This window comes from Parafrankia sp. FMc2 (assembly GCF_041008525.1).
Classification (GTDB): domain Bacteria; phylum Actinomycetota; class Actinomycetes; order Frankiales; family Frankiaceae; genus Parafrankia.
In genome coordinates this window covers 1-23627 of the sequence record NZ_JBFLUG010000064.1, presented here as the reverse complement: position 1 = coordinate 23627, position 23627 = coordinate 1, and the positions used below count along the sequence as shown (strand labels likewise).

Annotated in this window: 17 protein-coding genes, 4 tRNA genes and 1 pseudogene; 13 read left to right on the top strand and 9 right to left on the bottom strand. The window is 71.7% G+C overall.

Translation table 11 applies throughout. The annotated features are described in order from the left end of the window. Positions 1-69: 69 nt before the first annotated feature. Positions 70-177 (bottom strand): streptamidine-related RiPP repeat protein, encoded by a 108-nt coding sequence (locus AB1460_RS21325; RefSeq protein WP_368963569.1) that lies wholly within the window; start codon positions 175-177, stop codon positions 70-72. 164 nt (positions 178-341) lie between these two features. Between AB1460_RS21325 and AB1460_RS21320 the strand changes: the two genes are divergently transcribed. The 6 genes from AB1460_RS21320 (at position 342) to AB1460_RS21295 (ending at position 4905) form a co-directional block, all read left to right on the top strand. Then, positions 342-1733, top strand: a complete 1392-nt coding sequence (locus tag AB1460_RS21320) for a YibE/F family protein (protein ID WP_368963567.1) — start codon at positions 342-344, stop codon at positions 1731-1733. 33 nt (positions 1734-1766) lie between these two features. Continuing rightward, positions 1767-2636, top strand: coding sequence for an SDR family oxidoreductase (locus AB1460_RS21315; RefSeq protein ID WP_368963565.1), 870 nt, complete (start codon positions 1767-1769; stop codon positions 2634-2636). Between the two features lie 161 nt (positions 2637-2797). Further along, positions 2798-3316: an adenylate kinase gene (locus AB1460_RS21310; protein ID WP_368963564.1), complete on the top strand. Its 519-nt coding sequence runs from the start codon at positions 2798-2800 to the stop codon at positions 3314-3316. 231 nt (positions 3317-3547) lie between these two features. Next, positions 3548-3964, top strand: coding sequence for a DUF1801 domain-containing protein (locus AB1460_RS21305; protein ID WP_368963562.1), 417 nt, complete (start codon positions 3548-3550; stop codon positions 3962-3964). 389 nt (positions 3965-4353) lie between these two features. Continuing rightward, positions 4354-4430: transfer RNA gene (locus tag AB1460_RS21300), tRNA-Met, on the top strand. 352 nt (positions 4431-4782) lie between these two features. Next, a complete protein-coding gene (locus AB1460_RS21295; protein WP_368963561.1) occupies positions 4783-4905 on the top strand; it encodes a hypothetical protein in 123 nt (40 codons plus the stop codon). An 80-nt stretch (positions 4906-4985) separates the two neighbouring features. Here AB1460_RS21295 and AB1460_RS21290 read toward each other — a convergent pair. Next, a tRNA-Phe gene (locus tag AB1460_RS21290) sits at positions 4986-5059 on the bottom strand. Positions 5060-5090: 31 nt separating this feature from the next. Continuing rightward, a tRNA-Asp gene (locus tag AB1460_RS21285) sits at positions 5091-5165 on the bottom strand. Between the two features lie 638 nt (positions 5166-5803). Here AB1460_RS21285 and AB1460_RS21280 point away from each other — a divergent pair. From AB1460_RS21280 to AB1460_RS21260, 5 genes are all read left to right on the top strand, one after another. Beyond that, positions 5804-9874, top strand: a complete 4071-nt coding sequence (locus AB1460_RS21280) for a hypothetical protein (RefSeq protein WP_368963559.1) — start codon at positions 5804-5806, stop codon at positions 9872-9874. After that, on the top strand, positions 9867-11978 hold the full coding sequence (locus AB1460_RS21275) for a serine/threonine-protein kinase (RefSeq protein ID WP_368963558.1): 2112 nt from the start codon (positions 9867-9869) through the stop codon (positions 11976-11978). Before AB1460_RS21280 ends, AB1460_RS21275 begins: the two co-directional genes overlap by 8 nt. A gap of 154 nt (positions 11979-12132) precedes the next feature. After that, entirely contained in the window at positions 12133-14601 is a 2469-nt protein-coding gene (locus tag AB1460_RS21270) for an ATP-binding protein (RefSeq protein WP_368963557.1), read from the top strand. A 107-nt stretch (positions 14602-14708) separates the two neighbouring features. Beyond that, entirely contained in the window at positions 14709-15479 is a 771-nt protein-coding gene (locus tag AB1460_RS21265) for a hypothetical protein (RefSeq protein ID WP_368963555.1), read from the top strand. A gap of 117 nt (positions 15480-15596) precedes the next feature. Further along, positions 15597-15669: transfer RNA gene (locus tag AB1460_RS21260), tRNA-Glu, on the top strand. A 303-nt stretch (positions 15670-15972) separates the two neighbouring features. On the opposite strand, the gene AB1460_RS21255 is transcribed toward AB1460_RS21260, so the two are convergent. Continuing rightward, positions 15973-17613 carry an FAD-dependent oxidoreductase gene (locus AB1460_RS21255; protein WP_368963554.1) on the bottom strand — a complete coding sequence of 547 codons (1641 nt, stop codon included), beginning with the start codon at positions 17611-17613 and terminating at the stop codon, positions 15973-15975. 77 nt (positions 17614-17690) lie between these two features. Here AB1460_RS21255 and AB1460_RS21250 point away from each other — a divergent pair, with 77 nt between their 5' ends. Continuing rightward, positions 17691-18248 carry a helix-turn-helix domain-containing protein gene (locus AB1460_RS21250; RefSeq protein ID WP_368963552.1) on the top strand — a complete coding sequence of 186 codons (558 nt, stop codon included), beginning with the start codon at positions 17691-17693 and terminating at the stop codon, positions 18246-18248. Positions 18249-18278: 30 nt separating this feature from the next. On the opposite strand, the gene AB1460_RS21245 is transcribed toward AB1460_RS21250, so the two are convergent. Next, positions 18279-18689: a hypothetical protein gene (locus AB1460_RS21245; protein ID WP_368963550.1), complete on the bottom strand. Its 411-nt coding sequence runs from the start codon at positions 18687-18689 to the stop codon at positions 18279-18281. Continuing rightward, positions 18686-19447, bottom strand: coding sequence for a GntR family transcriptional regulator (locus AB1460_RS21240; protein WP_368963548.1), 762 nt, complete (start codon positions 19445-19447; stop codon positions 18686-18688). The genes AB1460_RS21245 and AB1460_RS21240 overlap by 4 nt, the downstream gene beginning before the upstream one ends. 212 nt (positions 19448-19659) lie before the next feature. Between AB1460_RS21240 and AB1460_RS21235 the strand changes: the two genes are divergently transcribed. Beyond that, positions 19660-21312: a tetratricopeptide repeat protein gene (locus tag AB1460_RS21235; protein ID WP_368963547.1), complete on the top strand. Its 1653-nt coding sequence runs from the start codon at positions 19660-19662 to the stop codon at positions 21310-21312. A 166-nt stretch (positions 21313-21478) separates the two neighbouring features. Here the strand turns inward: AB1460_RS21235 and nhaA are convergent, their stop codons facing one another. From nhaA to AB1460_RS21220, 3 genes and pseudogenes are all read right to left on the bottom strand, one after another. Next, positions 21479-22705, bottom strand: a complete 1227-nt coding sequence (gene nhaA, locus AB1460_RS21230) for a Na+/H+ antiporter NhaA (protein ID WP_368963546.1) — start codon at positions 22703-22705, stop codon at positions 21479-21481. A gap of 391 nt (positions 22706-23096) precedes the next feature. Continuing rightward, positions 23097-23300, bottom strand: a pseudogene (locus AB1460_RS21225) (IS3 family transposase); the annotation flags it as partial. A 16-nt stretch (positions 23301-23316) separates the two neighbouring features. After that, positions 23317-23627: transposase (locus AB1460_RS21220; RefSeq protein ID WP_368963545.1), on the bottom strand; the 311-nt coding region annotated here is incomplete at its 5' end.

Here is a 23627-nt window from a genome sequence, read left to right as displayed (position 1 = left end):
TTTCGGTGACGCACCGGACAGACACCGGGGACCGGGCCCGGCGCGAGCACGCCGGGCCCGGCCGCACCGTCAGCGCCCGACGACGAACGGGTTGTGGACCAGCGCGTTCGTGCCCGGACCCTGCGGCGCCGCCACCGGCGCCACCGCACCGACCTGCTCGATCAGGACCTCGCTCATACCGTCCTCCTGACAACGATATCGGAAACCATTTCCGATAAGCGGACAGTAGAGGATCTACGGTCGACCCGCAAGCCCTTTCACCCGACGGCTCCCGCGCCGCGCAGACACCGGCGCCGGGGCCTGGCGGAAAGCCACCGGATGCAGCTGTCCACACTCGGTCCATGGGGCACGGACACCACCACCACCTGCCGTCGACCACCGCCGCCGGAAGCGTGGCGGGAGACGCGAGCACGGCGAGGCGGACGTCGCGGAGCACCCTCGTCGTGATGGCCACCGCCATGGCCGCGTTCCTGGCAATGACCGTGCTCGGCGTCGTGCTCCTGTGGCCGTCGTCCGCCCCGCGGGAACCCTCCGAGGACCTGCGTGACCTGGCCGGCGGATCGAGCGAGCTGGTCGACGCCACCATCGAGCGAGCCGGGCGCGGGCCCTGCCCGGACCTTCTCGGCCAGGGCACCACCGTCGGTACCTGCGACCAGCTCGACGTCGCTCTCGACGGCCAGACCGGCCCCTCGGCAAGGCTCCACCTCGACACCCTCGTCGACCCCACCGCTCCCGTCCTCGAAGCCGGTGACAAGGTCCGTCTCGCACCCACCACCGACATCAGCGGACGTCCCACCTACCGCGTCGCCGACTTCCAGCGTGCCGCGCCGCTCGCCTGGATCGCGCTACTCACCGCGGTCGTGGTCGTCGCCGTCGCCCGGTGGCGTGGGCTCGCCGCCCTCGCCGGGCTCGTCCTGAGCTACCTGGTGATCGTGCAGTTCACCCTGCCGTCCCTGCTCGACGGCCACTCACCGGTAGCGGTGGCCCTCACCACCGGAGCGGCGCTGCTCGTCCTGCTCCTCTACCTCGCCCACGGCGTCTCCGCCCGCACCACCGCCGCGCTGCTCGGCACCCTCGCGAGCCTCGTCCTCACCGCCGTACTCGGCGCCCTCGCCATCGACCTGTGCCGCGTCACCGGCCTCGGCTCCGACGAGGACGTGATGCTCAAGGCCTTCGCCGGCGAGCTGAGCCTGCCCGGGCTCGTCCTCGCCAGCCTCATCATCGGATCGCTCGGGCTGATCAACGACATGACCGTCACCCAGGCGGCAGCCGTCTGGGAGGTCTCCGACGCCACCCCGAAGGCGTCCACGCTCTACCTGTACCGCTCCGTCATGCGCGTGGGACGCGACCACATCGCCTCCAGCGTGTACACGCTCGTCCTCGCCTACGCCGGCGCCGCCCTGCCCAGCCTGCTGCTGTTCACCCTCGCCGACCGCGGCAACGCCGACGTGGCCACCACCGACCTGGTCGCCGCCGAGATCGTCCGCGCCGCGGCCGGCACCATCGGCCTCGTCGCCTCCGTCCCCCTCACCACCGCCATCGCCGCACTCGCGGCGTCCCGCCGCCATCGTGTCGACAGTCAGCCGACACCAGCCGACAGCGGCAGTGACACCGTCAGCGGAACCGACGACCAGCCAGCCGCCGACCAGCCAGCCGCCGAGCAGCCCGCCGGAGCGGTCACCCGTCCCCTCAGCTACCGCAGGGCACACCCCGATCAGCTCGGACACCGATGAGACCGCTGCCCAGGGAGATGTTCCCGGAGCAGAATGTGGCGACCACTCACGCGGGAGGTGACGACGACGGCCAGGAGAACACGCCCCGGGGCGGCCGCCACCCCGCCCGTGCCGCACACGGCGCTGGTCACCGGCGCCTCGTCCGGCATCGGCGCGGCGGTGGCTGCCTCGCTCGTCGAGCGGGGGTACCGGGTGGTGGGCACCAGCCGCGATCCGGCGGCGGTCACCGACCCGGTCACGGGAGTGGAGTACGTCGCGCTCGACCTCGCCGATCCCGCCGCGGTCGGGCGGGTGGCTGCCGAGGTCGGGCGGGTCGATGTCCTGGTCAACAACGCCGGTGAGAGCCAGAGCGGGCCGCTGGAGGAGCTGCCGCCGGCGGCGGTCCGGCGGCTGTTCGAGGTGAACGTCTTCGGTGCCGTCCGGCTGACCCAGCTCCTGCTGCCAGGGATGCGCGAGCGCGGCTACGGGCGAGTGATCATGATCGGGTCGATGCTCGCCAGCTTCCCGCTCGCCTACCGCTCGTCGTATGTGGCGTCAAAGGCCGCGATCAAGGGCTTCGCGAACGCGGCCCGGCGCGAGGTCGCGCCGTACGGCGTCGGTATCAGCACGGTCGAGCCCGGTTCCATCAACACCGGGATCGGCGGACGGCGCACGCAGTACATCGGGGCGGACTCCCCGTTCACGGCGGAGTACCGCACCATGCTGGCGGCGCTCGACGCGAACGAGGCGGCCGGGGCGCCGGCCTCGGCAGTCGCCGCGGTCGTGATCCGCGCCGTCGAGGCACACCACCCCCGATCGCTCTACGCCGTGGGGAGCAACGCACCGCTGGTGTTCACGCTGCGCCGCCTGCTGCCCCGCGCCGCCGTCGAGCGTGCCGTCGCCCGCCGCCACGGCCTGCGCTGACCAGCACCCGGCACCCTGCACCCTGCCCCGGTACCCTGCCCCGGTACCGCCCCTTTCTGGACGTCCCGCGCAGCTCAGCGACGTGCCCGGCCCCGGACTGGGCGGTACCACTCCGCCCATTTCCGACACCATGCAGCCTGCACCAGCAGGATACTGACCAGGTGCATGCCAAACGGATCCTGGTAGTCGGCAGCGGCGGGACGGGAAAGAGCACACCGAGCCGGCGGCTCGGCGTTCCCTGGGACATTCCGGTGATACATCTCGACCAGCATTTCTGGAGCCCGGGCTGGATCGAGATGCCCCAGGAATCCTGGCGACAAACGGTGAACGAGCTCATCAGCCAACCCCGGTGGATCATGGACGGCAACTATGCCGGAACGCTCGACCTGCGGATACCCGCCGCCGACGTCATCCTCTTCCTCGACCTGCCTCGCCACGTCGCCCTTTCCCGGGTGATGTGGCGCAGGATCAGATGGCATCACCGGCATCGGCCCGACATCACCCCGGGCTGTTCCGAAAGAATAAGCTGGGAGTTCCTGCGGTGGGTGTGGGCCTATCCTCGGCAGGGTCGCGCCCGCGTCTCGGCCGCCCTCGACGAGGCCGACGCCTGGGCGCGGGTGGTGCGGCTACGCAGCCCGCGCGAGGTGCGGCAATGGCTGGCCCGACAGCTCCCACCATGACGTCAGACCTGGTAGGTCACCTCGGTCAGCCGCTCCGAGGCAGAGGCCATCCGTCCACTCAGCCGTCAGCGGGGCGTGTCCTGAACCGTCCGCCGCTTCGAGAACGTGTGCCGCGCGAAAGGCGGATTCCGTGTTCGTCGCTCTCGCGTCTGGCCTCGTGCCCGGCTCCGAGGCATAGCACCGGTCGGGTCGCGCTGCTGCCGCCGTCGCTACGGGCCCTACACTGCCGCCATGGCGGAGCTGAAGACGCAGCGCAACGAGGGTGACGTCGAGGCTTTTCTGGGTGCCGTGGCCGATGAGCGCCGCCGCGGCGATGCCCAGCAGATCTGCGCCCTGATGGCCGAGGTCACGGGTGAGGCCCCGGCGATGTGGGGCCCGAGCATCGTCGGTTTCGGCAGCTACCAGTACCTGTCCGCGGGTGGTCGTTCGAACGACTGGTTCACGGTCGGGTTCTCGCCCCGCAAGGCGAACCTGGCCATCTACCTCGCCGGCGGGCTCGACGACCAGGCCGACCTGCTCGCCCGGCTCGGCAGGCACAAGACCGGCAAGAGCTGCCTTTACGTGACGTCGCTCGCGACGGTCGACACCACCGTGCTGCGCGAGATGGTCACCCGCTCCCACACGTCTGCGACGTCCGGCACGAGCTGAGTCGCGCGCCGAGCAGCGTCAGTGGCGCTCGCCCGCACACCTCGGCGAGGTCCGTCGCCCGCTGGTGCAGAGCGCGGTCGAAGTCGAAGGTTCACCTGCGGCGCCAGCCCGTCCTCGGAGGCCTGATCAACGAGTACGAACGAGCCGCCTACAACCCCAGGTCACCACCAGTGGCCAAGTTCTGACACCCCCAGGCTCACCGGCGGTTCCACCAGCCGGCGGGCAGGCCGGGTGCCGCTAGGCAGGGGCGTCGAGGTGGCGATGCGCCCAGCCGCAGCAGGACAGGGGCAGCACGGGGTATCGGGTGGACCCGTGGTAGCCGAAAAATCTGGTCGGCCCGCTCGTTTGACATCTGACCTCAGCGCCCCTGTATAGTGAACAAATACCGACGCGGGGTGGAGCAGCTCGGTAGCTCGCTGGGCTCATAACCCAGAGGTCACAGGTTCAAATCCTGTCCCCGCTACCAGAAGAATTTTCTCCCCGGAAACGACTGTTTCCGGGGAGAAAATTTTTTGTGGTTTTTTCGGGTTCGGGGGGTCTCCGGCGGGCAGCCCGGAACTGACCGGAGCGTTAGTGCGTCAGTGCCGATCACAAGCTCGATTTCAATCGGCGTGGGACCGCCATCGGCGGCAGGCTTCTCCGCTCGGCAGCGTCACGGTCGCGGCCAGGCCGCTTGGCATTGAACCGGAACACCGCGTTCGGCTGGGCCCGTCAGGCGGGGATACGCTCGCGCAGTCGGCCTGGTCGGCCCCGCCCACCCGCGTGTCATGGACATCATGGGCTGGTCGCAGGCGACCATGGCCACGAGGTACCAGCACGTGCCAACCGAGGTTCTGGCCGGCATCGCCGATCTGGTCGGCGGGCTGCTCTGGCAGACCGTCCAGCACGAGCGTGACGACGGCGACGACGGGCTGTCCGGGGTGCTCGCGCCGACGGGGTAACAGGTACAAACGAGACCCGGGCTGAGACCACGAAGCCCGCCGATGATCTCGGCGGGCTTCGTTTTTCCTGCTGGTGTGGGTGGGCAGGGGCGGGGTCGAACCGCCGACCTTCCACTTTTCAGGCGGACGCTCGTACCGACTGAGCTACCTGCCCATGTCCTATTTTGTGACACTCACATACAACGCGGTCCCGACGGGATTCGAACCCGCGACCTCCGCCTTGACAGGGCGGCGTGAACTCCAGACTTCACCACGGGACCATGTCTGTCTTCAGTTGTCTGCCGGCCCCATCCTAGAGGATCGGGTGGCTTTGCTCCAAGCGACTTCCCTGGCGGACCAGGTCGGCTGCTGTCGAACTGGAGGTCATGCTACAGGACGCCGCACCCCATCCGGGCGCCGGGGGCCAGGAAGTTTTGGCCACGTGGCACGAGCCCGCGGTGATCCGCTCCGCGTCGAGGGGCGGTCGGCGCCTGTGTCGCCGGGCCGGCCGGAGCTCCACGGGCTGCGAGAGGAACGAGACGTCCGCGATCTTCGTAGTAGGTCCCCTTCCTCGCAAGGGTGGACGGATCCGGCGACACCGCCGACCGTCACGATCGGAGCCTGTCGGCTGGGCGACTGCTGCTCGAAGATCGATGCGCACAGAGAATAATCGGTCACGATTGCGTGATTTCGATCTGTTCGCCGAGAAGCGGGTGAGTTCATGGCGTCCCAGGTGCCCGGCCGTGAGGAGGAACCGGACGCGACTCGGGCGGGAGCGGCGGGAGCGGCGGGAGCGGCGGGAGCGGCGGACCGGAGCTCGCAGCATCGAGTGGCTGAACCAGGCGGGCAGGCGGAGGACGGCCCCACTCGGGTGATCGGGAGCCCACCGGTGGCCGCGCCGCCTGGTCCGGAGAGTTTCGTGCCGAACGCCGTCTACCGGCCCGCGGTCATGTCGACCGGGGAGTCACCTGCGGAAAGCGCCGACGCAGCGGGTCCTGAGGAGGCGGGCGGGGACGCCCGAGCGTGTCCGTACCCGGGGTTGCGTGGGTTCGACGAGTCGAGCGAGCAGTGGTTCTTCGGCCGGGAGCGCATGGTCGCGGATCTGCTGGCGAGGGTGGCCTCGACCGCCCGCGTCCGCAGCCAGGACCAGAACCTGAACCAGGTCCACGTCCCAGACGATGCACAGGTCCCTGCCCAGGCACCGTGGCACGGGCCGCTGGTGCTGGTGGGTGCTTCGGGGTCCGGGAAGTCGTCGTTGCTGCGCGCGGGGCTGCTGCCGGCGCTCGCCGGCGGGGCGCTGGCTGGTTCGGCCGGTTGGCCGCGGCTGGTCATGACGCCCGGGGAGCGTCCGTTGGAGATTCTCGTCCAGCGGACCGTCGAGACGATCGGCATGCCGGCGATGGCGCGCCTGCTGCGCGACAGTCTGCGCGGGGAGCCGGAGCGCTTCGGCGAGGTCATCGGCGAGCTGCTCACCGGACGTCCCACGGACGACCGCCCGGCCGATGGAGGGCCAGCAGACGGGCGACTGGCCTACGAGCGGCGGCTGGACGGGCAGCAGCTCGACGGCCAGCAGCTCGACGGACGGCGGCGGGTGGTCATCGCTGTCGACCAGTTCGAGGAGATCTTCACCCAGTGTGATGATCAGGCCGAGCGGGAGGCGTTCGTCCGGGCGCTGTGCTCGGCCGCGGCGGGCGGGGGCGACGCCGTCGTGGTGCTGGGCCTGCGGGCCGACTTCTACGGGCAGTGTGCGGCCTTTCCCGAGCTGGTGGAGATGCTGCAGGTCAATCAGGTCGTGGTGGGGCCGATGGCCGCGGGCGACATCCGCGAGATCGTGGTGCGGCCGGCGCGGGCGGCGGATCGGGACGTCGAGCCGGGGCTGGTGGAACTCGTCCTGCGCGACCTCGGGGCCGTCGCGGCGCCGCTTCCGCTGGAGAGCACTGCGCCTTTGCTTCCGCCGACGGGTGCGGGCGCGAGTCCGGGGAGCGGCGGTGACGCGGTGGCGGGGTTCATCGCCGATCCGGGCGCACTGCCCCTGCTGGCGCACGCGCTGCGCGCGACCTGGCTGGCCGGGTCCGGTGACACCCTCACCGTCGCGGACTATCTGCGGGTCGGCGGGCTGACCGGCGCCGTCGCGCAGACAGCCGAGGCCGTGTACACCGGTCTGGACGCCGAGGCGCAGCAGGCGGTACGCCCGCTGCTCATGCGGATGATCCGGATCGGGGAGAACGGGGCGGACACCCGGCGCCGGACGAGCCGGGCGGCGCTGCTGGCCGAAGTGCCCTCGCCCGCCGCGGCGTCCGCGCTGGACGCCCTCATCGCCGCCCGCCTCGTCGAGGCCGACGCAGGGGTCGCTGGCGACGCCGGCGTCGAAGCCGGGACCGACGCAGGTACGGGCGAAGCCGGGCGGGGCAGCGTGCAGATCGCGCACGAGGCTCTGGTGCGGGCGTGGCCGCGGCTGCGTGAGTGGCTGGACATGGATCGCACGGGGGCGGTGGCGCTGCAGCAGCTCGGCGATGCCGCCGAGGTGTGGGAGCGCGGGGGGCGTGACCCGTCCTATCTGTTCTCGGGCAGCCGGTTGGCGGCGGCGCGGGAGTGGGTGCGGGAGGCGAGCGGTGATCGTGGGCTGTCGCCGGTGGCGCGGCGGTTCTTCGAGGCGAGTGTCGCGGCGGAGGCGGAGCGGGAGCGGGCGGCGGGACGGCGGGGTCGGCGGCTGCGCCGGCTGGTGGCGGCGCTGGCGGTGTTGCTGCTGGTGGCCGCGTCACTGGCGGGCCTTGCCTACGAGCAGAGCGTGTCGTCGGCGCGGGAGCGGGATCAGGCGTTGTCCCAGCGCATCGCCACCCAGGCCCAGGCGGCGCGCCGGGACAATCCGGCGTTGGCGGCGCAGCTCAGCCTGGTCGCGCTGCGCACGGCGGACACACCGGAGGCACGCGGCGCTGTCCTGTCGGCGTTCAACGGGGGTGCGGGCGTCCCGTCTCGTTATCCGGCGCATGGGAGGTCGGCGGGTGCGGTGGCGTTCAGCCGGGACGGGGCACTGATCGCGACGGGAAGCGACGACTGGACGGCGACCCTGTGGGATGCGCGTGATCCGCGCCGGCGGACACCGCTCGCCCGCCTCCCTGACGAGCGGGGTGGGGGGCACGGTCGGGCGGTGAAGGCGGTGGCGTTCAACCGGGACGGGTCGGTGCTCGCCACGGGCGGCGCGGACGGACTGACGAAGCTGTGGGACATCACGGACCGGTCGGCGCCGCGGCTGCTGGCGACACTGCCGCGGGCGGAGGCGGAGGTGTACGGGCTGGCGTTCGACCCGGTGGCAGACCGCCTGGCCGTCGGCGGCTACGGGAACACCGCCTACCTGTTCGACGTCGCGGACCCGGGACGCCCGGCGAAGGTCGGTGAGCTGTACCTGCACCTGGCGCCGGTGGTGGCGCTGGAGTTCGCCCCGGACGGCCAGTTCCTGGTCGCCGGGGACAGAGGCGGCTCGGCGCTGGTGTGGTACGTCGGTGATCCGTCCAGGCCGTTGCCGGTGAAGGTCCTCGTCGAGGACGAGGGGCCGAGCCTCGAGCAGGCGGGTGCGATCCGGTCGGTGGCGTTCGCCGACGGCGGGCGGACGGTCTACACCACCGGGGAGAGCGGCTACGTCCGCAGGTTCACCGGTCCTGACCTGCTGAACCTGCGGTTCGCCGGGCGGGGCGGCACCGGGGAGTCGGAGATGACGACGGTGGCCGCGGCGCCGTCCGGTGGGCTGGTGGCGGTCGCCGGGCCACGGTTCCTGGGGGTTTCGCTGTACGACCTCGGGGCCGGCGAGCGTCCGCTCACCTTTCTGCAGGAGGGGCCGAACGTCTGGGACGTCGCCTTCAGCCCGGACGGGTCCCGCCTGGCGACGGCGTCGTCCGACGGGTCGCTGCGGGTCTGGGAGGTCCCCGGCCCGGCCCTGATCGGGCGGGACGGCGAGCAGCAGGAGGTGGCGGTCAGCCCGGCCACGGACCTGGTCGCGCTGACCACGGACACCGCCGTCGAGCTGTGGGACGTCACCGACACCTACGCGCCGCGGGCCCGCGGGGTGCTGCGCGACGCCGTGGTGGACGAGTTCGATCCGACCGGCTCGGCCGCGTTCAGCCCGGACGGGCGGACCCTCGCCGTCGGCACCGCAAGGAACATCGTCTTCTACGACGTCGCCGACCCGGCGCGGCCGGTGCGGATCTCGGCGGTGGCGGGTCCGCTGGGTGGCGCCTCGCGGGTGCTGTTCAGCCCGGACGGGCGGACCCTCGCCGTCGGCGGGTTCGTGGCGGCTCCGGCGCGGGCCTTCGAGGTCAGGGTGGAGCTGTGGGACGTCGGTGACCTGGCCCGCCCGCAACGGCTTGCCTCGGCGGTCGGGCACCGCTCGGTCGTCCGCTACCTCGACTTCTCGCCGGACGGGACGTCGCTGGTGTCGGTGGCGGACCGGTCCGTGCGGATCTGGGACGTCTCGGGCCGGCGGCAGGTGCGGCCGCGGGCGGAGCTGCCGGAGTTCCCCGGCGGCGTGTGGGAGGCCCGGTTCTCCCCCGACGGAAGGACGCTGGCGGTCGGCGGTGCCGGCCCGTTCGCGACGCTGTGGGACGTGGCCGACCCGGCCGCGCCCCGCCAGCTCGCGGACCTGCCAGGACACACCATCGCGGTGCTCACTGTGGCCTTCAGCCCGGACGGTCGGTCCCTCGTCACCGGCAGCAACGACAACACGGTGAGAGTCTGGGACGTCACGGACCGGGACGACCCGACGCTGGTCGAGCGGCTGGCCCGGTCGTCCGGGGCGGAGGCCGGGGTCGGCGCGATCGCGTTCACCCGGGACGGGGAGCGCCTGGTGGGTGTCGTCTACACCGAGCCGGGTGTGGTCTGGGATCTCGACCTCGACCGGGTCCGGGCCCGGATCTGCGAGCGGGCCGGGGTGGGCGTCACCGAGTCCGAGTGGCGCCAGTTCGTCCCGGATCTGTCCTACGATCCGCCATGTGACTGACCGCCGCCGCCGTCGGCGAGTCGAGGCGGCGCTGCCCGGCTACCAGGTGCTCGGCGTTCTCGGGTCGGGCGGTTTCGGGGTGGTGTACGAGGCCCGTCACCGGCGGCTGGAGCGACACACGGCGATCAAGGTGCTCGTCCAGCCCGGCGGCGGCGAAACGGGCGGTGCGGAGTTCGCCGCCGAGGCGCGGCTGCTCGCCCGGCTGCGCCACCCGCACATCGTGGAGATCTTCGACTACGTCGAGGCCGACGACCTCTGCATGATCATCATGGAGATGTGCGCCGGCGGGACACTGCGCGCCCGCGCCGCGAACGGCCTGCCCGTGGCGGACACCGTCGGCTTCGGCCTGGCGATCGCCGCGGCCCTCGACGAGGCACACCGCCACCAGGTGATCCACCGCGACATCAAGCCGGACAACATCCTGTTCACCTCCTCCGGCGACGGCACGGGCACCAGCGCCGGCGCCGGTGCCCCGGGTACGCGAGGCACCCCGGGCACCCTCAAGGTCACCGACTTCGGGGTCGCGAAGCTGGCCGCGGGCACCACGGGCGGTGCCGGGCCGCACACCATCGTCGGCACCCCGGCGTACATGGCACCGGAGCAGTTCACCGGTACGGTGCTGAGCCCCGCGACCGACCTCTACGCTCTCGGCGCCGTCCTCCATGAACTGCTCACCGGACGGCGGCCGTCCAGCCCGGGCGCGGGCGCGATGCCACCAGCGATCGGCGCCGTCGTGCGCCACGCCCTCAACTCTGACCCGGTAGCACGGCCAGCCAGCGCGCTGGATCTCGCGCTGGCCCTGGCCCGCGCGGCCGTACGCGACCTCGGTTCGGGCTGGCTGCGCACGTGTTCCGCTCCGCTGCACGTTCCGGACGCCGTCCGCACCGCGGCGACCACGGCTGCTGCGGCGGCGGCGACCGTGCCGGCGGCGGCGACCATTCCGGCGCCCGAGGCGACGGCGCCCGCCGGTTCCAGCCGGGGCAGCTGGTGGCCGCGACGCCCCCGGCCGGAACTCAGAGCCGAGCCAGGCCGCCCCCGCGGCAGCTCCCGCGACCGCCCCCACGGCAGCTCCCGCGTTCCGGCCACCAGCAGCGAGACGTCCGGTGTCGTGCACCTGGCGGTGGACGGGCCGCTCGGGCTGGCGGTCGTCGCCGGGCCCGGCGGTGCCGGGAGCAGTGGTGCTGGGAGCAGTGGTGCTGGGAGCAGTGGTGCTGGGAGCGGCGGTGCTGGGAGCGGCGGTGTCGGGAGCGGCGGCATGCTGTATGTCTCGCAGCCGCTGCTGCATCGGGTGGTCTGTGTCGACACCGCGGCCGATCCGGTGGTGCCGATCCTGGTGGCCGGGTCGGGGCGAGGCGGGCACTCCGGTGACGGGGGCCCGGCGACGGCGGCGGATCTCGACAGCCCGGCGGGTCTCTCGGTGGCCTCCGACGGTGCGCTGCTGATCGCGGACCACTTCAACGACCGGATCCGCCGCGTCGCCCCGGACGGCACGATCACCACGGTCTCCGCGTCCCTGCCGCTGCGCCGTCCACGGGCCGTGACCGTGGCCGCGGACGGCGCGCTGCTGATCGCGGACACCGACGGGCACCGCGTCTGGCGGCTCGCCCCGGACGGATCCACCGCCGAGGTCCTCGCCGGCACCGGCTCCCCCGGTTTCTCGGGGGACGGCGGCCCGGCCCGGCACGCGGCGATCGGACGTCCCGCAGCGCTCGCGGTGGACCGGCAGGGACGCCTGTTCCTCGCCGACCCGGAGCACCGGCGGGTGCGCTGCGTCGAGCCGGACGGACGGATCCGGACGTTCGCCGGCACCAGCTACGGGGGCCGCCCCGCGGCCGAAGGCGCCGCCGCGGCCAGTACCGACATCGGCACCCCGACAGGTGTCGCGCTCGCCGGCGACGGGACCGTCTATCTGGCCGACCCGTCCGGCCATCGAGTCCTGGCGATCCGCGTGGACGGAACCGTGCGCGTGGTGGCGGGCGGGCCCAGCCCGGTGCCGGTGCGGGACCCCAGGCAGGTCGCCGCCGGGCCGGACGGACGGCTGTTCATCGCCCAGCCGGGCCAGCGCCGGATCACCGTCATCGCCCCCACCAGCCTGGACGCCTGACGTCACCCGTCTGACACAGAAGACCACGGCCGGGACCACAGTGGTCTGTATTCCGCTCGGACACGGAACGGAGCAGGATGGGCCCCGTGGGGGATTCCGTCACCAGAAGTGCCTACTCGCGCACACAGCTCGCCCTGGGTCGAGGCGCCGGCCCATGAGCGGCTCGGCGACGTCCACGCTGGCGAACGCCGCCACGACCGCCGCGTACCTGGCGATCTGCCTGTCGATCGCGCGCGGCCTGTGGCGGTCCGGTCAGTGGCGCAACAATCCGCTCGGCCTGGCGACAGCCGCGATCTTCTTCACGTGCGCGATCGGCCACGGCTCGCACATCTTTCACGACCCGCACGGCACCAGCCACAGCGGGCACGGCACCGGCGGCGGAACCGGCCTCGGCGGAACCGTCACGTCCACCGGAACCAGCACCTCCACCGGAACCGGGGTGTCGGCCGAACCGGGCCTGATCGACATCCACTTCCTCGCCACCGGCTGGGATGTCCTGACCGCCACGGTGGGTGTCTGGTATTGGACATTACGTGGCAGGTTCCCGGCGCTCGTCCGTGGCGCCGCCCTCTTTGAGGATCTCCGGCTCCGAGAGGCCACCCAACGGACACTGCGCGAAAGCGAGGAGCGCTACCGCGAGATCGTCGAGACGACCTCGGACGGCGTCGTCCTCCTGAGTGCCACCGGTGAGATCACCTACTGCAACACCCAGTTCGCCGCACTCGTCGGGGGGCCCGCTCCCGGCACTCCGTTCGTCGACCTCGTTCTGGACGTCGACCGGGCCGAAGCCCTCGACGCGCTCCACGCCATCCGCGGCGGCGTGGCCCGCCGGCTGGAGGTGCGGCTACGACACAGTGAGGCACGGAAGGTCTGCGCCCAGGTGGCGCTGACCGCCCGGGTCAGCCCCTCGGGCGCCGTCGACGGGACGCTGGTGATCGTCACCGACATCACCGAGCAGAAGAACATCGAGGCCCAGCTGCGCCAGGCACAGCGGCTGGACGCTCTCGGGCAGCTCGCCGGCGGCATCGCGCACGACTTCAACAACCTGCTCACCGTCATCGACGGGTACGCGACCCTCGTGCTCGCGCGCGGCGACCTCGACGGCGGCGTCCGCCAGGATCTGACCGCCGTCCGCGACGCCGCGGCACGCGCCACCGGGCTGACCAGCCAGCTCCTCGCCTTCTCCCGGACGAGCGACGTCCGGCCCGGGCCGGTCGATCTCAACGACCTGGTCCGCGGGCTGGAAGCCATGCTGCGCCGGCTCATCCGCGAGGACATCGATCTCGTGGTCATCCTCTCGCCACGGCCGGCCGTCGTCCGGATCGACCGGGGCAAGCTGGAGCAGGTACTGGTCAACCTGGTCGTCAACAGCCGCGATGCGATGCCGGAGGGCGGCCGGCTGCTCATCCGGGTCGACCTCCTCGACGAGACCACACCGGCGTACGGCTTCACCATGCCTCGCGGCACACTCACCCAGCCGTTCGTGCGCCTCACCGTCGCCGACACCGGGCACGGCATGCCGGACGACGTCCGCGCCCGCATCTTCGAGCCCTTCTTCACCACCAAGCCACCAGGCAGCGGCACCGGGCTGGGGCTCGCGACCGTCTACGGGATCGTGCGGCAGGCCGAGGGCACCGTCGGCGTCGACTCCGTGCCGGGACTCGGCGCCACCTTCCGCGTCGACCTGCCGGCGTCGTCCCACACCCGCCCGGACAGCCCTGCCGGTGGCCCGCCCAGCGTCGGCGCCGCCACCGCCGGACTCACCGGAATCGTCGGAGCCGCCAGAGCTGTCGGGACGGCCAGAGCTGTCGGCCCTGTCGGAGCTGTCGGAGCTGTCGGAGCCACCGGAGCCACCGGCAGCGCTTCCGACGCCGCGGAGACCGCAGGCAGCGGAGTCCCGGGGAGAGCCGGCGGAGCTGCCGGTCAGCTGGCCGCAGGGGCGTCGGACGGCAGCGTCGCCGGCCGGCGGCCCGCTCATCCACAGGAGATCACGCCGACGTGGCCGCTGTGCCACGACGACCGCCGGCCCGGTCGCGGGCGGGCGACCATCCTGCTCGCCGAGGACGACGACGCCGTGCGCGAACTCGCCGAACGGGTCCTACGGGCCGCCGGCCACCTCGTGGTGTGCGCCGCGGACGGCCGGATGGCGATCGATCTGGCTCGCGGCCTGACCTCCGTCGACCTGCTGGTCACCGACGTCATCCTGCCCGGCCGCAACGGCCGCCAACTCGCCGAGGAGCTGACCAGGATGTTCCCCGGCCTACCGGTCGTGTTCACCTCCGCTTACAGCCGCGGCATGCTTGCCGGCCACGGCGCGAGCCTCGGTGTCGGCTACCTGCCCAAGCCGTTCACCCCCGACGCACTCGCGGAGGCCGTCCGCGTGGCGCTCGACGCGCCGGACCCACTGAACGCACTCGACCGCCGCGATCCGCCGGACCATCCAGACCCGCGGGACCGGCCCGACCGGCCGGACCCGCCGGACCCGCAGGACGGCCGCCGGCCGAGCAGCAGCCTCCAGCCGGGACCGGCGGCGGGTTTCCCCGCTGCCCGGATTCCACCGATCCGCCTACCCGGTACACCACCAGGACGACACAGGGAGAGACGAGCCAGACGCGGCCCGTAGCTACCGGGCTTTCAGTGGCCTGTTCCCATCCGGACAAACTTCGCCACTCCTCACAGAGGGCGCCGTTTTGCCCCCACGGATGGTGCGGAAGGCACGAGAATGGAGGTGTGAACAACGGGAGCGCACTGACGCGCGCAGCCGTGTCCAACTTCGTGCCCAGCATCCACGCCTTCGCGTTTGTCAATGCGTTCCCCCGCCAGCCGGTCCTGCGGATCCCGGTGGCCGGCCTGGGCTCGATCCCGATCGGGGACGCGAGCCGAGGCCTGTGCGGCGGAATGATCTATACCGTGCGGGACCTGTTCGAGTTCGGCCTCGCGCCCCCGCCGGCGTCCAGCCCGCCCACCGCCGAGACACCGCTGTACCGTTACCTCGTACGGCGGCTGTTCGACAGCTTCGACGGCCCCCGCGGGGTCTACCGGTACTACCGCCTGATGAGCGCCGCCGACACCGACACCGAGCTCGCCCGCGGCCGGCTGCGGCTGCCCGGCGCCTCCTCGACCAGCGTGGCGAAGGAGTGGCCGCTGATCCGCCACGACCTGGACCGCGGCCTGCTCAGCCCGCTCGGCATCATCACCACCCGGTCGGCCGACCCGATGCGGCTCGGCCTGAACCACCAGGTCCTCGCCTACGGCTACGAGCAGCGTGGGCGTCGGGTCACCCTGCGGGTCTATGATCCGAACACCCCGCGGCCCGCCGCGGACGACGTCACGCTGTCCTTCGACGTCCTCGGCCCGGCAGGCGCCGCCGCGCCGCTGCGCATCGATCACACGATCGCGATCGGTGGGCGCCCCGTCCGCGCGTTCTTCCGCTCCCGCTACCGCCGCGCCGACCCGCGGCCCGCGCTCACACCGGGCTGGGAGATCCTCCGCCGCCGCTGAGCCGGGCCGATCCGTGCCGCCGACGGCGTTTGTCGGCGGCACGGCCGATCGCCTATGCTTACCGGTGTTCTGATGCTGGGCGCTGCGGTGGTCACCCACCTCATCCCCGGTTTCGCGGCCCCCATCGTCTAGCGGCCCAGGACGTCGCCCTTTCAAGGCGGTAGCACGGGTTCGAATCCCGTTGGGGGCACCCGAGGGTAGTTGATCGACTACCAAAGGTGAAAATCTAGCCTGGTTGACGGAATCTGGGTAACGATACGAGATCCGTCAGCGATGTTCGGCTGCACTCCGCGCCTGTTCGTTCCTTCGGGCTTGGTGCCCGTCAGCAGTGACATGCACGGGTTCGAAGCCCATTTGGCAGGAAACCGGATTTGACGGCCGACGCGGATCTTTCTCCCAGCAGTCGCCTGAGGCGGGAGACCGGCCGCACCGCCTACGGCTTCGAGGAACGCAAGACCCCGCGGTCGTTCGTCCCGGCCTGCGACACCTTCACCTACCTTGAGAACCTGGCACCGACACCTACCGAACCGCTTCCCGCCCGGCCTGCCGAGGCCTTTGTCGCTCGCAGCACGACGTCGTCGACGTGGTGGGTGGTGGCCGCGCCGGTGGGACGGGGCCGGGTCTCGTGGAGTTCGATCTGCCACGTGGTGGCCTCGTCGAGGGCGGCGGCGATCTCGTCGACGCCCACGTAGGCGTAGGGGTCGAAGATGCGGGTCTGCCTGCTCACGTCGACGGGATCGTGCAGGGGGGCGAGGTCGTGGCCAACGACGAGGAGCGTGCCGCCGGGGGCGACAGCGCCGAGCAGGTTGCGCAGGCCGCGCTGGTCGGGGGTGCGGTGGAAGGAGCCGTACTGCAGGGACACGAGGTCGTAGGTGTCGGTGCCGAAGGCGTCGGGGTCGTTCGCGTCGCTGTGCAGGCAACGGACGGCAAGGTTCCGGCGGTCGGCCTCGGCGGCGACGCGGGCGAGGGCGTTGCCGGAGATGTCGGAGGCGGTGACCTCCCAGCCCTGCTCGGCCAGCCAAAGCGCGTCGGCCCCCTCGCCAGCACCGACATCGAGCGCTCGACCGGGAGCCAGGTCGCCGATCTGTCCCACCAGGGTGCCGTTGGGGTTACGGCTCCAGATCGGTTCGGCGGTGCCGTAGCGGTGCTCCCAGTCGGCCCGTTCACCGGACGTCCGGGCGTCGGTGCTGAGATCGTCGTGTGCGAGGTCGGAAGCGATCATGGCGCCGACCCGGCTGCCATGGGCGGCGGCCTGCAGGACCTGCATGCTCGGGTCGGTCAGGTTACCGGCGGCGAAGATCCCGGGCACGACGGTCTGGCCCGTCGGGTCGACCTCGACCGCATCCCCGAGGCCGGTGGGATGGGGCGTGGTGGTGACGCCGGCGGTGGCGAGCGCCTCGGCCCGGGCGTGGAAGTGCGGGCCCACGACCACGGCGTCGGCCTGGAGCACGGTCCCACCGGCCAGTTCGACACCGGCCAGTTGGCCGGCGGGCGTGGTCACGACTCGCCGGACCATGTCTCGGACGATGGGTACGCCGGCCTTGCGCAGGGTTTCGAGGACGGCGTCGTCGACGTCCGGCTCGTCGTGCAGCACGACGGTGAGGTGGTCGGCCAGGTGCCGGAACAGCGCGGTCGGGTGAAGCCCCATGGGGTGGGTGACGATCTGCACCAGCCGCTGGTCACGGACCTCGAAGCCATGGCAGAACGGGCAGTGGATCACCTTGTGCCCCCACTGCTCGGCCAGTCCGTCGACGGCGGGCAGCTCGTCCACGATGCCGGTGGCGGCGAGCACGCGACGGGCGATCAGGCTGTGGCCGCCGGTGAGCTCCACGTGGAACCGGCCGTCGTCACCGCGACGGACGGCGACGGCCCGACCGAGCAGAACTTCCCCGCCGTGGCTGCGTATCTCCTCGCGCCCGATCGTCACCAGCTCCGAGGGCGGTGAGCCCTCGCGGCCGAGGTAGCCGTGCATGTGCGCGGCCGGAGCGTTGCGAGGCGTGCCGTCGTCGACCACCATGACCGAGCGCCGCTGGCGAGCGAGTTGGAGGGCGGCAGCCAGCCCCGCCGCGGATCCGCCGAGTACCGCGACGTCGCAGTGCCGTTCGATAGTGGGGTGCGCGCTGTGGTCTGCCATGCCCTCGACGGTATGCACCGCCCGCGCCGAGTGAAAAATGGTTTGCAGAAATCGCAAGGGCGAGCGAGGATGGGCGAATGAGAAGCGTGTCCGACATCGAGGATCTGACTCGCTCGCGGCTGCGCAGCCTGCGCACAACGCTGGGCTACTCGCTGGACGAACTGGCCGAACGCACCAACCTCAGCCCGTCCACCATCAGCCGGGTCGAGACCGGCAGGAGGACGCTCAGCCTCGACGTGCTCGTGCCCCTGGCCGAGGCGCTGCAGATAAGCCTTGACGTGCTCTTCGAGCGCACCAACGACGAGGACGTCGTCGTCCGCCCGGCACCTCACAGTTCCGGCACGCGCACCACCTGGCCCCTGAGTGGGCCCGGCGGGCAGACGATCGCGATCAGGATGCGCCTCGAGCCCTCGGTGCGCCGGCCTGATCAGCGGGTCCACCCGGGCCACGACTGGTTCGTCGTACTCGAAGGCCGGGTGCGCCTGTGGCTCGGCGACCGGGAGATCGACGTCAACACCGGAGAGGCAGCCGAGTTCTCGACCATGACCCCGCACTCGTTCAGTGCCCTGCACGAACCCGCCGAACTCATCATGATCTTCGACCGTGAGGGCCAGCGCGCGCACGTCCATCAATAGACCGCTCGGCTACGCCATCGTCATCGTGCTTCAGATGGTGAGGACGAGCAGGGCGGCGCCGCCGAGGAGGGGACCTTGCCCGGTGAGCGTCGGGGCGGTGCCGGAGGCCAGGTCGTGGAAGCGGCCCGCCGCGACGGCCACCGCCATCACCAGCACCGTCGTGTTGAAGGCGACGTCTGCGGTGTCCAGGCGGTTGGTCACGCTGTCGTACACGACGGCCAGCACGGTGGCCGTGGCGGCGATCGGGGTCAGGACCTGCGCGTGGCCGGTCAGCCAGGGCACCACCAGCCCGAGGCCGCAGCACAACCCGAACGTCGCCGCCGCTGCGGCTCCGACCGGCCGGCGCGCGTGACCGTGGCGTACCAGGTACGGCATGCTCGCGAAGGACAGCAGTTGCAGCGCGGCGAGCGCGCCCTGCAGTACCCAGAAAACGGCGTTCATGGCGGCGTGACCAGCAGGGCCGGCGGACCGGAGCCGGCCGCGGGGGTGGTGCCGGCCGGGTGCGGGGGGAAGGCGTCCAGGAGTCGGCGTTCGGCGCCGTCGAGGTAGGCGAGCAGGACGCGGTGGGCTTCGGCGGGCTCGCCGGCGGCGAGCAGCCGATAGATCTGCCGGTTGTCCCGGACGTAGGGCTGGTGGAGGTTCTGTGCGGCCGGTATCGCCAGGAACACCAGGCGCAGCTCGGCCAACAGGCGGCGCACGGTCTCACTGAGGCGTCGGTTGCCGGCCAGGTCGGCGATGGCCTGGTGGAACCGCATGTTCGCGGTGCCCACCCGGACCTGGTCACCGTCGCCGGCGGCGGACTCGGCCCCCTCGACCGCCTCGCGGACGCGCTCCAGGGCGCCGGGTGGCGCGCCGGCCGCGGCCAGGACCGCGGCGCCCTCGATGATCCGGCGGAACGCGTAGAGCTCGCGAACGTCGTCGGCGGCCAGCTTCCGGACGAAGACGCCGCGGTTGAACTCGTGGGTGAGCAGGCCCTCGTGCGCCAACAGCCGGAACGCCTCACGCAGCGTGTTGCGGGACACGCCGAGTGCCTCGCGCAGGGCGTCCTCGCTCAGGCGGGTACCGGGCGGGAAGACGCCCTCGGTGATCCGCTCGCGCAGCACGTCCGCCACCCGCTCGCCGTAGCCGCCGCGGTCGAGGCGTGCGCGGTCGTCGGTCAGCCGCACGACCCAGTTGCCTTCCGCTGGAGGTGTCCCCATGAGCCCAGTATTGCAGGATTGTTGAACAATCTTTACCTTTGATGTGTGCCTAGTTCCCCGGAGGTCGCCATGGCTGAGCGCACCCCCCGGCCCGAACCTCGACCGGTGATTCCGCAACCGCCCGTGACCAGGCCGATGAGCCGCGGTGGTCCGCGGCACCCCGCCGAACGAACAGCCGCCCCCGATTCCCACGCGGTCCGAGGAGGCCGGCGATGAGCGGGCAGGCCGGCCTTCGGCTGCGGGCGGCCCTGGGTGATCCGGCCGCGATGGTGGAGTTGGCGTGCTGGTTGTTGCTGCGGGGCCGGCGGTCCGAGGCCCGGCAGTGGCTGGCCAATGCCGCTGCCGCCGGTTCCCTCGCCGGGATGAGGCACCTGGGTGTGCTGCTCGCCCAGGCAGGCGACCTGCGCGGCGCCAAGGAATGGCTCCAGCGGGCCGCCGAAGCCGGGGACGCCGCCGCGATGGTGAATCTGGGAATGGTGCGGGCCGACGTGGCCGCGCGCGAGCGTGACAGCGGCCTGATCACCTACCTGTTGCCGGGCGGTCCGGTCCCGGACCGGCAGGCCGGGGACTGGTGGCGGCGGGCGGCCGAGGCCGGGGACGCGTTGGGAATGTTCGTCTGGTCCGTCACCCTGGCACAACGCGACCGTCCAGACGAGAGCGCCCGGTGGCGGGAGGCCGCCGCCGAGGCGGGGGATCCGGCCGTGCTGCTGGCTATCGGCGACTTCTGCCGGCTGCATCACACGGGTGACGCCGAGCCGTGGTACGCCCGGGCGGTGGCTGCCGATGGGGACCCGTTCGAGCGGTCGAACGCGGCGGCGCGGCTGGGTGAGCTGCTGCCCGCCGACGAGGCCGAGCGGCGGCTGCGTGCGGCGGCCGCCTCGATCGGAGCGTACGGCTGGGGAGTTCTGGCCGAGTGGCTGGAGCAGCGCGGACACCTCGCGCAGGCCGAGGACTGCTACCGCGCCGCCGCGGAGCAGGGCAGCCACCGCGCGATGAACAATCTGGCCGTGCTGCTGCTGGAGCGGGCCGAGACCGGTGAGGCCGAACGCTGCTTCCGGCGGGCCTCCGATGACGGCTTCGCCGAGGCCATGAACAACCTGGCGGCCGTTCACCTGCGGCGCGGGAATCGGCAAGGAGCGATGTCCTGGCTCATACGGGCGGTGGCCGCAGAGAACACCGCCGCAGGGCCGCCGTTGCGGCAGATGCTCACCGGTGAGGCCGCGCGGCTGCTGTCCGCAGCGATCACCGGCGATGCGCACGGCATGGCCACCGCGGGGACCTGGCTGGCCGCTGAGGGGATGGTGGCGGAGGCCGAACCCTGGCTACGGCGGGCCGCCGCCGCCGGCGATCCCGACGGCATGGACAGCCTGGGCTGGATGCTCAGCCAGCGGCCCAGCGGCGACGCTGAAGGCCAAGCGTGGCTGGGCAAGGCCGTCGACGAGGGCAGCGTCAACGCCTGCGCCAACCTCGCCGTCGTACGCGAAAGCCAGCGACGCAACGCCGAAGCCGAAGAGCTCTACGAACGTGCCGCACGGGCCGGGCACCTCCAGGGCACGACGAACCTGGGCTGGCTGCTGGAGCAACGCGGCGACCTCATCGGAGCCGAACACCGGTACCGGCAAGCAGCCGCCCACGACGATCCCCGCGCCATGTCCAACCTCGGACGGCTGCTGGAACTGCGCGGCGACGGGCAGGCCCAGCACTGGTTCCAGCGCGCGGCCGACACCGGCGACGCCGACGCCATGCATAATGTCGGCGCGATGTACGGACGCCGAGGCGACGAGCAACTCGCCCGCCTCTGGTACGTCAAAGCCGCCAAGGCCGGCTCCGCCCTCGCCAAAAGCAAGATCACTCACCGCTTCTAGCCAGGTCAGAGCTGCACCCTGGTTGGCCGAGCTGCTCGCCCAGGCAGGAGACGGTGCCGCGTTGCGCAGCAGGACTCAGCGGAGATTCTGGGCAGTGGTCCGGCCCGGCAGTGGTCCGGCCCGCGACCTGGGAAGCCCGCCGGCCTCGTCTGATCTGTCCAGAGACCTACTCGGGGCCGCCGGCGGGCGAGGAGTGCGCGGCCTTGCGGCCCTGCCGTCGCAGCACCGTCAGTGCGGCGACGCTCGCCAGTGCCGACGCCACCAGGACCGCCGTCGCCGCGCGTTCCACCGACTCCTCGTCGGGCAGCGCCAACGACGCGATCAGCAGGCTGACGGTGTAGCCGATACCGGCCAGCAGCCCGACGGGCAGGACGTCACGCCAGGCCAGACCAGTCGGCAGCCGTGCCAGGCCGACGCGGACAGCCAGCCACGAAGCCCCGAGCACGCCGACGAACTTGCCGACGAGAAGACCCACGACGATTCCCTGCGTGATCGGCTCGGTCACCACGTCGCGCAACGCCGCCGGTGCCAACGACACCCCGGCCGCCGACACCGCGAAGATCGGCACCACGACGGCGACCGAGACCGGGTGGAGCCGGTGCTCGAGCCGGACGCCCGGTGCACACTCCTCCTCGGGGTCGGCCCGCACCCGGGTCGCCAGCGCCAACGCGATCCCGGCGACGGTCGCGTGAACCCCGCTGGCGTGCACGGCCACCCACACCGCCACCGAGAGCGGCACGTAGAGCAGCGGCGACGTCCAGCGACGCCGCTGCCCCCACGCGTACACCCCGATCCCGACCGCCGCGACGAGCAGCCAGACGGCCTCGAGACTCGCCGTGAACAGAATCGCGATCAGCGCGATCGCGCCGAGGTCGTCGACGACGGCCAGCCCCAGCAGGAACGCCCGCACCGACGTCGGCACGTGCGCCCCGCCCAACGCCAGCACCCCGAGCGCGAAAGCGATATCCGTCGCCACCGGAATCGCCCAGCCGTCCGAAGCCCCCGGCGCCCCCCGGGACACCGCCAGATAGATCACCGCCGGCGCCACCATGCCACCCAGCGCGGCCACCACCGGCAGCGTCGCCGAGCGGCGGTCGCTGAGTTCACCGACCACCAGCTCGCGTTTGAGTTCGAGCCCCGCCACGAAGAAGAAGATCGCCAGCAGCCCGTCCGCCGCCCACTCGGCGGCAGTCAGCCCGTCCAGATGCAACCACGACGGGCCGAACCCCAGGTCGGCATGCCACACGTCGTCGTAACTACCGGCCGCGACGTTCGCCCACACCAACGCGAGAACGGTCGCGCCCAGCAGGAACACACCGCCGGTGGTCTCCTGTCGCAGGAACTCGGCGAACTCGTCACGACTGCGCAACGGCGCGGGCGTGGTCCGACGCAACCGAGCAGGAACCAGGGCAGACAGTCGCGGCACTAGGGACCCCTTCTGGACATGCATCAACGGATGCCGACCAGACTTCCCGGCTCACCTGACCAGCATCGTCCCAGACATGCCGCACATCCGCAGGCCGTGGCGGCGGTGACCGCCGAGGACTGCCTCACATCCGGCCGAGGGATCCCGGCGACGAAGCCGCGTACGGTCGCCGATCTCGCCGTCGCGCCCCGACCTTCACCACCGGCACCTCCCTCGCGACCGCCCCGCACGCACTCACCGGCTCCGGGGTCGACGGATCCCGTCCTCACCGACGACAGCGAGAAGGTCATCGGCTGGATCACCCACCAGTGTGAAGTTGGCCCGGTTCCGTTCACAGGTACTGTAGGGCTTTGAAGGGTTATGCGGCCTTATCGTACTCGTAGAAGCGGTTTTCGTGCTCGTGGGGGCCGAGGTATCCGTTGGTGGAGTGACGGCGCCGCCGGTTGTAGAAGCCCTCGATAAAGTCGAAGATGGCGCCGCGGGCCTGGTCGTGGGTGGCGAAGGTGGCGCGGTCGAGGAGTTCGCATTCGAGAGTCGCAAAGAACGACTCGGTCACCGCATTGATGCTCCTATAGATGTCAAGCGGCCTGAGGTGCCGATGAAGATTCCTTCTCGTGGCTGCTACCGGAAGCGGCCGGTGGCGGTAGAAGGCGATAAACTTCCCGGGCGACATACCTCTTCAAGCAGCGGATGATCTCACGCTTCGTGAGCCCTTCTGCGGTGCGCCGCTCGACGTAGTCGATGGTAGGCTGATGCCATCTCATGCGGACGATGACTGTTCGATAGAGCGCGGCGTTGGCCTGACGGTTCCCGCCGCGGTTGAGTCGATGCCGGTGCGTTCTCCCGGAGGACGCCGGAATAGGGCTCACGCCGCAGAGCTTCGCGAAAG

What these genes read in the sequence shown, in the direction of transcription:
- AB1460_RS21325 (WP_368963569.1), bottom strand. Translation starts at nt 177, where the DNA reads ATGAGCGAGGTCCTGATCGAGCAGGTCGGTGCGGTGGCGCCGGTGGCG.
- AB1460_RS21320 (WP_368963567.1), top strand. Translation starts at nt 342, where the DNA reads ATGGGGCACGGACACCACCACCACCTGCCGTCGACCACCGCCGCCGGA.
- AB1460_RS21315 (WP_368963565.1), top strand. Translation starts at nt 1,767, where the DNA reads ATGTGGCGACCACTCACGCGGGAGGTGACGACGACGGCCAGGAGAACA.
- AB1460_RS21305 (WP_368963562.1), top strand. Translation starts at nt 3,548, where the DNA reads ATGGCGGAGCTGAAGACGCAGCGCAACGAGGGTGACGTCGAGGCTTTT.
- AB1460_RS21270 (WP_368963557.1), top strand. Translation starts at nt 12,133, where the DNA reads ATGAGCGGCTCGGCGACGTCCACGCTGGCGAACGCCGCCACGACCGCC.
- AB1460_RS21255 (WP_368963554.1), bottom strand. Translation starts at nt 17,613, where the DNA reads ATGGCAGACCACAGCGCGCACCCCACTATCGAACGGCACTGCGACGTC.
- AB1460_RS21250 (WP_368963552.1), top strand. Translation starts at nt 17,691, where the DNA reads ATGAGAAGCGTGTCCGACATCGAGGATCTGACTCGCTCGCGGCTGCGC.
- AB1460_RS21245 (WP_368963550.1), bottom strand. Translation starts at nt 18,689, where the DNA reads ATGAACGCCGTTTTCTGGGTACTGCAGGGCGCGCTCGCCGCGCTGCAA.
- AB1460_RS21240 (WP_368963548.1), bottom strand. Translation starts at nt 19,447, where the DNA reads ATGGGGACACCTCCAGCGGAAGGCAACTGGGTCGTGCGGCTGACCGAC.
- AB1460_RS21235 (WP_368963547.1), top strand. Translation starts at nt 19,660, where the DNA reads ATGAGCGGGCAGGCCGGCCTTCGGCTGCGGGCGGCCCTGGGTGATCCG.